Source organism: Telluria sp. Soil_C_11 (assembly GCF_057657395.1).
On record NZ_JBDGIN010000072.1, the window covers coordinates 1 to 227 of the forward strand.

1 protein-coding gene is annotated in these 227 nt (G+C 66.1%); it reads right to left on the reverse strand.

Annotated features, from left to right (window positions below; translation table 11 throughout):
* The coding region (locus AC3A6M_RS24935) for a DNA gyrase C-terminal beta-propeller domain-containing protein (RefSeq protein WP_487855366.1) at positions 1–227 on the reverse strand (227 nt) is incomplete at both ends.

Below are 227 nucleotides of genomic sequence, written 5' to 3' on the forward strand. Positions count from 1 at the left end.
TGGCGGGTGTATTCAAGGATCGGAGTACGCTTGCCGAAGCCGTTCTCGGTGGCCGTCAGGACCGACTGCTGCTCGTTTTCGGCGACCAGCAGCGCGATCACGTTCTGGCCCTCTTCCAGGTTCATGCCGCGCACGCCGCGCGCGGTACGGCCCATCGGGCGCACGTCGTTCTCGTCGAAGCGCACGGCCTTGCCGGCGTCCGAGAACAGCATCACGTCGTGCTTGCC